Origin of the sequence: Rathayibacter sp. AY1C4 (assembly GCF_002932195.1) — a bacterium.
Taxonomy (GTDB): domain Bacteria; phylum Actinomycetota; class Actinomycetes; order Actinomycetales; family Microbacteriaceae; genus Rathayibacter.
The window spans coordinates 1-11249 of record NZ_PSWE01000052.1; the positions used below are offsets into that span (position 1 = coordinate 1).

Here is an 11249-nt window from a genome sequence, read left to right on the forward strand (position 1 = left end):
GCCGTGGCGCGGCCGATCCGACAGGACGCCCGTGTCCACCAGCCCCCGCCCCACCCTCTTCGCCCTGCCCGGACTCGGGCTCGACGGCCGCGCCTTCGACGCGCTCGGCCGCGAGCTCGCCGACGTCGCGGACCTCGTCGCGCTCGACCTGCCCGGTGGATCCGGGACCTCGCTCGAGGAGATGACCGCCGCCACGATCCGCCGGATCCGCGAGCACGACGCCTCCCGCTGGCTGCTCCTCGGGCACAGCATGGGCGGGAAGATCGCCTCCCTCGTGGCCTCCCGCACGGTCACCGGCCGCTCGGGCCTGTTCGGGCTCGCGGGCGTCGTGCTCCTCGCCGGGTCGCCGCTCTCGCCCGAGCCGATGGAGGAGGCGCGCCGCTCGACCATGCTCGGCTGGGTCGACGACGGGCACCTCGACGAGGCGCAGGCGCGCGAGTTCGTCGACCAGAACGTCGGCTCGCCGCTGCCCGCCGACGCCGACGCGGAGGTGCTGGCCGAGCTGCGCCGCTACTCCCCCGAGGGCTGGCGGGACTGGCTCGAGCACGGCAGCCGTGAGGACCGCACCGGCGAGGCCGCCCTCGGGGCGGTGCCCGCGCTCCTGATCGCGGGCGGTGAGGACGGCGACCTCGGCGCCGACGCGCAGCGCCGCCTCAACGGCTCCCTCTACTCCCGCGCCCGGCTGCTCACGCTCGCCGGGGCGGGCCACCTGCTGCCGTTCGAGCGCCCGGTCGAGGTGGCGGCGGCGATCCGCCGGTTCTGGGAGGAGGAGGCCGGCACGGCGCCGTCGGTCCCGGCCGACGTCGGCGCGGCCATCGCCTCCGCCCGCACCTCCACGCGGGTGCGCGGGCTGCTGGCCGTGCGCGCGCTCGCCGACGACCCGGAGTACGCGCCCCGCGCCCTGACCGTCGCCCAGCTCGCGGAGCTGCGCGCGATCGCCGACCGGGTCGTCCCGCAGGAGGGCGGCCGGATCGACCTGGCCGCACGGGTGGACACGCAGCTCGCGAACGGTGAGGGCGACGGCTGGCGCAACGCCGACCTGCCGGCCGACCCGATCGCCTACGGTCTGGCGCTCGACGCCCTCCGGGGCTTCGCCGGCCTCGGCCCCGCCGAGCAGGACGCGCGCCTCACCGCGATCGCCGACGGCTCCGCGGAGCTCGGCGACCGCTCGGCCGGCGGGCTCGGTGCCGAGCAGCTGACCGCCTGGTTCGAGGACTGCCGCGTCGACCTCGTCAGGCAGTGGCTGGCCCACCCCGCATCGATGGCGCGGATCGGCTACGACGGCTACGCCAGTGGCGGCGACACGCTGCCGCTCGTGACGGGCTTCCGCCTGCTCGGCGCCGACGACCGCGAGACCTGGGAACCGACGACGAGGAGTCACCGATGAACACGACCGGCATGCGCCGCTTCCCGCTCGACGAGACGGTCGACGCCGTCGTGATCGGCACCGGGGCCGGCGGAGCGCCCCTGCTCTCGGTGCTCGCCGCTCGCGGGCTGCGCGTCGTCGCCCTCGAGGCCGGGCCGCACGTCGATCCACTGGGCCACACCGCCGACGAGACGGCGGCCGTGGAGATCAACTGGATGGAGGAGCGCCTCAGCGGAGGCGAGACCCCCACCGCCTTCGGGCAGAACAACAGCGGCCGCGGGGTCGGCGGCTCGACGCTGCACTGGGGCGCGTTCACGCCCCGCCCCGACCCGCGCGACCTGCGGCTCCGGAGCGACTCCGGTGTCGGCCGCGACTGGCCGATCGAGCACGCCGAGCTCACCGCGTACATCGAGAAGGTGGAGGCGACGATCGGAGTGGCGGGCCCGGCCGAGTACCCGTGGGACCCGTCGCGCCGCTACCTGCAGGGCCCGCTTGCGCGGAACGCCTCGGCCGACATGATGCTGCGCGGCTGCGCGGCGATCGGGATGCGCGCGACCGACGCGCCCGCCGCCGTGCTCAGCAGCCCGCGGGACGACGGCCGCCCCTCCTGCGTCAACTGCGGCCAGTGCCATCAGGGCTGCCGGACCGGCGCGAAGACGAGCATGGACGTGACCTACCTGCCGGAGGCGGTGCGGGCCGGTGCCGAGATCCGGGCCGACTCGTTCGTGCACGGGATCGAGCTGGACGCCGCGGGACGCGTGTGCGCCGTGGTCTACACGAGCGGCGGAGTGGAGCACCGGCAGCGCTGCTCCGCCCTGTTCCTCTGCGCGGGCGGCGTCGAGACGCCCCGGCTCCTCCTGCACACCGGCATCGCGAACAGCAGCGGGCAGGTGGGCCGGAACTTCCTGGCGCACGGGGCGACCCAGGTCTGGGGCACCTTCGAGAGCGAGATGCGCGGTTACCGCGGCTACCCCTCCTCGGTGATCACCGAGGACACCGTCCGCCCGGCCGACGCGGACTTCGCGGGCGGCTACCTGATCCAGAGTCTCGGAGTGATGCCGCTGACCTACGCGACGACGCTCGCCCGCGGCGCGGGACTCTGGGGCAGGGATCTGATGGACGCGCTCGACGGCTACCGCTTCGCGGCGGGCGTCGGGATCAACGCGGAGTGCCTGCCCGCCGACGGCAACCGGCTGGAGCTGACCGACGAGCTGGACGAGCACGGGGTGCCGAAGGCGCGCATCACGTTCTCGGCGGGCGCCAACGAGGAGGCGATCGACCGGCACGCGATCCGGACGATGACCGCGATCGTGGAGGCGGCCGGCGCGACGAGCACGCGGGTGATGGCGCGCACGGCGCACACTCTCGGCACCGTGCGGATGGGCACCGACGCGGGCGACGCCGTGATCGACGCGGACGGCCGCAGCTTCGACGTGCCGAACCTCTGGGTGTGCGACAACTCGGTGTTCCCGAGCGCGCTGATCGCGAACCCGGCGCTCGCGACGATGGCGCTCTCGCTGCGGACGGCGGACCGCTTCCTGGCGGCGTAGCGTCGCGGCTGCGGGGCGGCTGCGGGGCGGCCGCGGGGCGGGACGACGGGCGAGGTGCTCCTCCGCGTCGCCGACTGACCGCGCGGGCGTGCCCGGACTGCGCGCCCGGACTGCGCACCCCGCCGGATCAGCCGTGGGGCCGTGCGGGGCGCCAGCGCAGTCGCGAGACGCGCTGACCGAACGGCGGGCCGTCGCGATGGCGTGTTACGGCGGTACGGCGCGCGCTGAGCCGCCGAGGTGCTGAGGTGCTGAGTGCTGAGGTGCTGCATCGTGGTGGCCGAACGGCGGCAGGGCGCAAGGCGGCGGCACGGCCCTGGTGTCGGCACGGCGTCAGGCGACGGTGCGGCCCCGGTGACGGTCCGCGCCTCAGCGGCAGTGGTGCGGCGGTGGTGCGACGGTGCGGCCGCGTGAACCCGAGCGAAGGCGCAGATCCGAGCGTCAGTGGCGCGGCGGGAGGTCGCTGAGCACTCGCCTCCGAGCGACAGCACGGCCCGATCACCAGTGCGAACCCGCGCCATGGGCCGAACCCGCCCGACAGCCGATTCCCTCAGGGGTGCACGGCAGCACGGGAGCACGGCAGCACGGCAGCACGGCAGCACGGCAGCACCGCAGCACGGCAGCGTGTCAGCACGGCAGCGTGTCAGAACGGCGGCGGCCGGTCCTCGAACCTCGGGGTCGCGGGTGGGTCTGGACGGAGCCGTGCCTCGAGGCCCGGCGGGCGCGTGGTGATGCGGCGGCCAGTGGGGGTGGTCCAGTCGGCGGTGCCGTCGGGGTGGAGGACGTAGGTCCAGCGGTCGCCGTGCCGCACGTGGTGATGGGCGACGCAGAGGCTGGCGAGGTTGGCGGGGTCGGTGCCGCCGCCGTTTCGCCACTCGACGACGTGGTCGGCCTCGGCGCCCGCGGCGGAGCGGGTGCAGCCGGGGAAGCGGCAGGTCACGTCGCGGAGCTGGAGGAGGAGCCGCAGCTCGCGGTGCGGCAGTCGGCGTGTGCGCCCGACCGAGAGGACGGCGCCCGTCCGGGGCTCGGTCAGCACGCGGGTGACGGTCGCGGGGACGAGGCTCCGGGCGACGTCCGCCGGGATCGGGCCGTAGCCGTCGAGCTCGGCGGAGGCGTCGTCGGCGCCGGACGCGGTGCTCGCCGACAGGGTGACCCGCACCTCGGCGCGCACGCCGGTGACGAGGGTCGGAACAGGCCGATCGGCACCGACCGAGTCGGGCACCGTGCCGATGACGTCCGCATCGCAGAGGAGGTCGGCGAGAGCGTCGGCTCTCAGCTGGGCGAGGGTCCGCTCGTCGCCCGCTCGGGAGATCGCATCGACGGCGCCCGCCCCGGTGGTTCCGGCGGGCTCCGCTCCGGTCGTCCCGCTGGACTCCGCTCCGCAGGAGCCCGCTCCCGCGGCGGCGAGCGGCGGCGTCCCCTCCGCCGCGTCGCGGAGGATCCGGGCGATCCGGTCGAGGCGGCTGTACGCCCCCACGGCGACCGGGGCGGGGAGGAGGGCGCAGAGCGTCGCCATGCCGTCGACCTCGGGGGTCAGCCAGACCGCGCGGTCCTCGCGGGCACGTCGGTGGCGCTCGGCGAGGGGCTGCTCGTGGAGCTCCTCCCGCAGTCGGGCCAGAGCGCGCCGCAGCTGGGTCGGCGTGGTGCGGGCCGCGAGCTCGGCCGCCCGCGTATCGAACGCGGCGCGGGAGCCCGGAGGCAGGGTGGCCGCGACGGCGCAGACGACCTGGCCCGCCTCCCACCGCAGGCGCGCCCCGGCGAGGGCGGCGCGGGTGGTCGGCAGGTCCTCGACGAGGAGGCGCGCGTGGTCGAGCTCGCGGGAGGCGACCCGCTCGGAGACTCCGAGGGCGACCGCGAACTCCGCGCGGATCGACCGCTCGGCGAGGTCGCTCGACGCGTGGGGCGCCGAGCCGCGGGCGAACGACTCCGGATGCTCGAGCGCGGCCCGGTGCCCGGCGTGCAGCTCCTCGGCCGCGGCCAGGAGCAGCGGGGACGCCGAGCGGGCCAGCGCCGCGGCCCGGTCGCCGCGAGCACGCACCTCGCTGAGCACCGCCTCCGCTGCTGTCGACCCGCTGATCATCGTCATACGTGTATTCAATCAGCGACCACCGACACGGAAGCGACGGATCGTCATATCCGTGGAGAACCGGCGTGAAGCCCTCCTGTGGAGGGAGGGATCACAGCAGCCGACGCCGCACATCCCCGCCGTCCTCGGGGCGGCGCGCGCAGGACACCGGCGCAACACCCCGCCACACGCACCGCCACACGCCCCCCGCTCACGCGAACCGCACCGCCACACACGCCCCCGCTCACCCGAACCGCACCGCCCCGCCTCACGCACCCCCGCACGCCCTCAGCCTCACGCGAAACGCCCCGCCACCTCCGCCAGGCACTCCCGGAACACCCGCACGGCCGGCGACGCCAGCTGCGCCTCGCGCTGGGCGGTGAAGATCGTGCGGCGGGGCGTGCCGGGCAGCTCGAGGAGGCGGCAGTCCGGCGCCTCGCCCGCCCAGACCAGGTCGGGCATCAGGGCGACGGCGTGGCCGGAGGCGGCGAGGCGGATCTGCGCCTGCAGGTCGGCGGTCTCGAAGCGGACGTCCGGCTCGAAGCCCGCGACCCGGCAGGTCTGCTCGGCGAAGTGGCGGCTCGCGGTGCCGCGCGGCTCCATCACCCAGGCGGAGCCGCGGGCCGAGGCGAGGTCGACGACGGCGGAGTCGCGGCTCACGGCGAGGCGGATCGCGTCGGACGTCAGGTCGCTGCGCACCAGTCCGGGCAGCCAGGAGGTCGAGTGGCCGGGGTACTGCTCGGCGACGACGAGGTCGAACTCCCGCGCCCACGACGTCTCGTGCAGCGCACCCTCGGGCTCGCGCTGCACCATCTCGACGCGCACCTCCGGGAAGCGGTCGGCGACGGCCCGGAGCGCACCCGGCATGAGCGCGAGCGCGGCCGACTGGAACACCGCGACGCGCACCCGCCCGGTCACCGACTCCCCCGAGGCCGCGAGCGCCGCCTCCGCCCGCTCGAGCAGGGCCATCACCTCGCCGGCCGCCTCGACCAGGATCTCGGCCTGGGGTGTGAGCTGCACGCGCCGGCCCGCCTTCCGCAGCAGCTCGACGCCGGCCTCGCGCTCGAGGACGGCGAGCTGCTGCGAGACGGCGGAGGGACTGTAGGCGAGGGCCTCGGCCGCGGCGGCGAGAGTGCCGCGGATGGCCACCTCGCGGAGCAGGACCAGGCGGCGGACATCGAGCACGGCGTCTCTCCGATCGTTCAGCTGAGCTGACCGGTACCGGTAAGAAACGGTCGCTTCTGCTCAACGGTAGCCGGTCGAATACTGAAGGCACCCACCTCAGAGCAGAAGGACCGCACCATGACGGATCTCGCCAGCCCCGCTCTCGCCACCGGCCCCGCCGCCGACGGCCCGTCCGCCGATTCGATCGATCCCCGCCTGGTCGACGAGAGCGTCGCCCTGGTGCGGCGCTGGCTGCGCGAGGCGTCCGCGATCCCGATCGACGCCTCCGGGGCGCAGCTGGCGGGCGTGCTGAAGGACCCGGCCGGCCTGGACTTCACGGTCGGCTTCGTCGACGGCGTCGTCCGCCCCGAGGACACCCGCGTCGCGGCGGCGGCGCTGAAGGCGATCGCGGGCGGCGTGCCGTCCTTCCTCCCTGCTCCGATGCGCGGCGCGGTCGCCCTCGGCGGCGTCATGGCGCCGCTCCTCCCGGACGTCGTGGTGCCGATCGCGCGCCGGGTGCTGCGACGGATGGTCGGCCACCTGATCATCGACGCGACCGACTCGCGCCTGGGCCCGGCCATCGCCGCGATCCGCCGCGACGGCGTCCGGCTCAACATGAACCTGCTCGGCGAGGCCGTCCTCGGCCGCGAGGAGGCCCACCGCCGCCTGGAGGGGACGCACCGGCTCCTCGCCCGCGACGACGTCGACTACGTCTCGATCAAGGTCTCCTCGAGCACCGCCCCGCACAACCCGTGGGCCTTCGACGCCGCGGTCGACGACATCGTCGAGGAGCTGGCGCCGCTGTTCGCCCGGGCCGCTGCCTCCTCGCCGCAGAAGTTCATCAACCTCGACATGGAGGAGTACAAGGACCTCGACCTCACCATCGCGGTCTTCACCCGCATCCTCGACCGGCCGGAGTTCCTCGGCCTCGAGGCCGGCATCGTGCTGCAGGCCTACCTGCCGGACGCGCTCTCGGCGATGATCCGCCTGCAGGAGTGGAGCGCCGCCCGCCGGGCCCGCGGCGGCGCCGGCATCAAGGTGCGCCTGGTCAAGGGCGCGAACCTGCCGATGGAGCAGGTCGAGGCCTCGGTCCACGGCTGGCCGCTGGCGACCTGGAGCAGCAAGCAGGACTCCGACACGAACTACAAGCGCGTCGTCGACTACGCGCTGCACCCGGAGCGGATCCGCAACGTGCGGGTCGGCGTCGCCGGGCACAACCTCTTCGACGTCGCGTACTCGTGGCTGCTGGCCGGCACCCGCGGCGTCCGCGAGGGGATCGAGTACGAGATGCTCCTCGGCATGGCCCAGGGCCAGGCGGAGGCGGTGCGCCGCACGGTCGGCTCGCTCCTGCTCTACACGCCGGTCGTCGCGCCGGCCGAGTTCGACGTGGCGATCGCCTACCTGATCCGCCGGCTGGAGGAGGGCGCGTCGAGCCAGAACTTCATGTCGGCCGTCTTCGAGCTCGAGGCCGACCCGGCGCTCTTCGCGAGGGAGGAGGAGCGGTTCCGCGCCTCCGTCGCCGCCCTCGACGGGGCCGTCCCCCCGGCGCACCGCGTGCCCGACCGGTTCGCCGCGAGCGGCCGCCCGGGACCGGGCGACTTCCGCAGCACCCCCGACACCGACCCGTCCGTCGCCGCGAACCGCGAGTGGGCGCAGGCGATCCTCGCGCGCGTCCCCTCCTCCCGGGCCGGCGCCGACGCGATCGAGGCCGCCACGATCGGCACCCTCGACGAGCTGGAGTCGGTGCTCTCCGGCGCCCGCGGCAGCGGCTGGAGCGATGTCCCGGCCGAGGAGCGCGCCCGCATCCTGCACCGCGCCGGCGACGAGCTGGAGGCGCGCCGCGCCGAGCTGCTCGAGGTCATGGCGGCCGAGGGCGGCAAGACCCTCGACCAGGGCGACCCCGAGGTCTCGGAGGCCGTGGACTTCGCCCACTACTACGCCGAGCGCGCCCTCGAGCTCGACGCGGTCGACGGCGCCCGCTTCCACCCGGCCGCGCTGACCCTGGTCGCTCCGCCGTGGAACTTCCCGGTCGCGATCCCGGCCGGCGGCGTCCTCGCGGCGCTCGCGGCCGGCTCCGCCGTGGTGCTCAAGCCCGCCGGACCGACCGCGCGCTGCGGCGCCGTGGTGGCCGAGGCGCTGTGGGCGGCGGGCGTGCCCCGCGAGGCCCTGCGCCTGCTCCGCCTGCCGGAGGAGGAGCTGGGGCGCGACCTGATCGCCTCCCCGCAGGTCGACCGCGTGATCCTCACCGGCGCCTACGAGACGGCGGAGCTGTTCCGCTCCTTCCGGAACGACCTCCCGCTGCTGGCCGAGACGAGCGGCAAGAACGCGATCGTGGTCACCCCCTCGGCCGACCTCGACCTGGCGGTGAAGGACGTGGTGGCGAGCGCCTTCGGGCACGCGGGCCAGAAGTGCTCCGCCGCCTCGCTCGTCGTGCTGGTGGGCTCCGTCGCGCGCTCGAAGCGGTTCCGCGCGCAGCTGCTCGACGCGGTCTCCTCCCTCACGGTCGGCTACCCGACCGATCCCGCGACGCGGATGGGGCCGGTGATCGAACCCGCCGAGGGCAAGCTGCTGCGCGGCCTGACCGAGCTCGGCGCCGGTGAGACCTGGCTGCTGCAACCGCGGAGCCTCGACGACTCCGGACGCCTGTGGAGCCCCGGCGTCCGCGACGGCGTGCGCCGCGGGTCCGAGTTCCACCGCACCGAGTACTTCGGGCCGATCCTCGGGATCATGACGGCGGCGACCCTCGACGAGGCGATCGCGATCGTCAACGAGGTCGACTACGGGCTCACCTCGGGCCTGCACGCGCTCGACCCGGAGGAGATCGGCACCTGGCTCGACGGGATCGAGGCGGGCAACCTCTACGTGAACCGCGGGATCACCGGGGCGATCGTGCAGCGCCAGCCGTTCGGCGGCTGGAAGAAGTCGGCGGTCGGCCCGGGCACCAAGGCGGGCGGGCCGGACTACCTGCTCGGCCTGGGCTCGTGGACCGCGGCGTCGTCGGAGGCGACCGCTCCGGTCGTCGGACCGGCCGCCCGCCTGCTCGCCGCGTCGCGCGCGGAGCTCCCGGCGGAGGAGCACGCCGCGGTGGAGCGGACGGCGCGCAGCTGCGCGGCGGCGTGGGCCGCGGGTGCTCCTCGCGACGTGACGGGGCTGGAGGCGGAGCGCAACGTCTTCCGCCGCCTGCCCTACGACTCCGCCGTGCTGGTGCGCCTGGCCGCCGGGGAGCCGCTGGGCTCGCTCGTGCGGGTGGCCGTCGCGGCGGCGACCGCGCAGGCACGGGTGGTCGTCTCGAGCGCCGTGGCGCTGCCTCCGCAGCTCGCCGCCGGTCTCGACGAGGCGGCAGGCGCCGTCGTGGTCGAGGACGACGCGGCGTGGGAGGCGCGGGTGCGCGCGCACGGCGCCGGACGGGTGCGTCTGCTGGGCGCGTCCGCCGCGACGGTGACGGCCGTGACGGGCGGGCGCCCCGACCTCGCGGTCTACGCGGGCGCGGCGACCGAGGCGGGCCGGCTGGAGCTGCTGCCGTTCCTCCGCGAGCAGGCCGTGTCGATCACGGCCCACCGCTTCGGCACGCCGGACCATCTCACGGACGGGCTGCTCTGACCGGCGCGATCCGACCGGCGTGATCCGACCGCCCGCCGCGGGATCCCGCTCCGGTGAACCCGCTCCGGCGTGTCGACTACCGGAGCGGCGTCTCGCGGAGAGGGCGACGGAGGAACGACCGGGCGGAGAGGGGTCAGCCGCAGGCCGCACGTCAGTCCGCGTCAGCTCCGCGGCGGGTCCGCAGGGGTGGAGCGCGCGTCGTTGCTGGCGCGCGGGCCCTCCGGGAGGAGCGCGGCGCGTCCCACGCCCGATCGACGTCGGCGGCCGGGGTCAGCAGGATGTGCGCATGACCCGCCAGGAGAACGGCCGGCGCACCGCCGCGCCCGCCCGCGCGCCAGGCCCGCGCACGCGCCCGACCGTCGGCTCCGCCTTCGACCAGCGGTCGAACAGCATCAACGCCCTGCGGCTCGGGCTGGCGGTCCTCGTCATCGTGTCGCACTCCTTCCCCCTCGGCGGCTACGGCGACGACCCCGGGTTCGGCGGCTCCACCCTCGGCGCCTGGGCGGTCGGCGGGTTCTTCGCCACCTCCGGCTTCCTGATCACCGCGAGCCGGCTGCGCTCGCGATCGCTGGTCGACTTCCTCTGGCGGCGCTTCCTCCGCATCTATCCCGCCTTCCTCGTCTCGCTCCTGGTCGTGGCCTTCGTCGCCGCACCGCTCGCGTCGCTCCTCCTCGGAGCCGGCGAGTACAGCGCGGCCGGGGCGGTGCGCTTCGTGGTCGCCAATGCGGCCCTCTACATCCGGGAGTACGGCATCGCGGGGATGCTCGGCTCCGTCCCCTACCCGGGCGCGTGGAACGGCTCGCTCTGGAGCCTGTTCTACGAGTTCGTCAGCTACGTCGTGATCGGCCTGCTCGTCTCCCTGGTGCCCGCGCGCTGGGTGCGCCCCCTCGTGGTCGCGGGATTCGCGGGCCTCACCCTCGTCGCGGCGGTGCTCGCGACGGACCTCGTCCCGTTCCCGGCGCCCCTCAACCAGACGGTGACGCTCGTCGGCTACTTCCTCGCCGGCGCGCTCGTGCACCTGTACCGCGACCGCCTCCCCCTGACGGGCGCGCTCACCGCTGCCGCGGCCGTGCTGCTCGTCCTCGTGATCGCGACCGGCCTCTACCGCGTGCTCGCCGGCCTCCCCCTCGCCTATCTGATGGTCGCGCTCGGCGCCCGGCTCCCCCTGCGTCGGGTGGGCGCGACCCACGACGTCTCCTACGGGATGTACATCTACGCGTTCCCCGTGCAGCAGCTGCTCTCGCTGGCGATCGTCGGAGCCGGAGCCGACGTGCCGCTCTGGGCGTACATCGTGCTCTCGGTCGCAGCGACGGTCCCCCTCGCGTGGGCGAGCTGGCTGCTGGTCGAGCGCCCCGCGATGCGGCTGAAGCGCCTCACCGCCCGGGCTCCCGTCGACGTCGAGGGCCACGTCCTGCGCTGAGGCCCGGAGCCGCGAGCCCGGAGCCGAGAGCCCGCGGCCGTCCTCGCACACCCGCCCGCCCGCAGCCAGCCACACCCGGAGCCGCCC

At 75.4% G+C, this 11249-nt stretch carries 6 protein-coding genes; 4 read left to right on the forward strand and 2 right to left on the reverse strand.

Translation table 11 applies throughout. From position 1 onward, the window contains the following. Positions 1–31 precede the first annotated feature (31 nt). Together C5C99_RS16320 and C5C99_RS16325 are read left to right on the forward strand one after the other, a co-directional pair. A complete protein-coding gene (locus tag C5C99_RS16320) occupies positions 32–1387 on the forward strand; it encodes an alpha/beta hydrolase (RefSeq protein ID WP_104340416.1) in 1356 nt (451 codons plus the stop codon). Continuing rightward, positions 1384–2916: a GMC family oxidoreductase gene (locus C5C99_RS16325; protein ID WP_104340417.1), complete on the forward strand. Its 1533-nt coding sequence runs from the start codon at positions 1384–1386 to the stop codon at positions 2914–2916. The genes C5C99_RS16320 and C5C99_RS16325 overlap by 4 nt, the downstream gene beginning before the upstream one ends. A 640-nt stretch (positions 2917–3556) precedes the next feature. Here the strand turns inward: C5C99_RS16325 and C5C99_RS16330 are convergent. Then, positions 3557–4999, reverse strand: a complete 1443-nt coding sequence (locus tag C5C99_RS16330; protein ID WP_104340418.1) for an HNH endonuclease signature motif containing protein — start codon at positions 4997–4999, stop codon at positions 3557–3559. A 273-nt stretch (positions 5000–5272) separates the two neighbouring features. Further along, on the reverse strand, positions 5273–6163 hold the full coding sequence (locus tag C5C99_RS16335; RefSeq protein WP_104340419.1) for a LysR family transcriptional regulator: 891 nt from the start codon (positions 6161–6163) through the stop codon (positions 5273–5275). A 117-nt stretch (positions 6164–6280) separates the two neighbouring features. On the opposite strand from C5C99_RS16335, the gene C5C99_RS16340 reads away from it, so the two are divergent. Beyond that, positions 6281–9742 (forward strand): bifunctional proline dehydrogenase/L-glutamate gamma-semialdehyde dehydrogenase, encoded by a 3462-nt coding sequence (locus C5C99_RS16340; RefSeq protein WP_104340420.1) that lies wholly within the window; start codon positions 6281–6283, stop codon positions 9740–9742. Between the two features lie 286 nt (positions 9743–10028). Beyond that, entirely contained in the window at positions 10029–11162 is a 1134-nt protein-coding gene (locus C5C99_RS16345) for an acyltransferase (protein WP_104340421.1), read from the forward strand. Positions 11163–11249 lie beyond the last annotated feature (87 nt).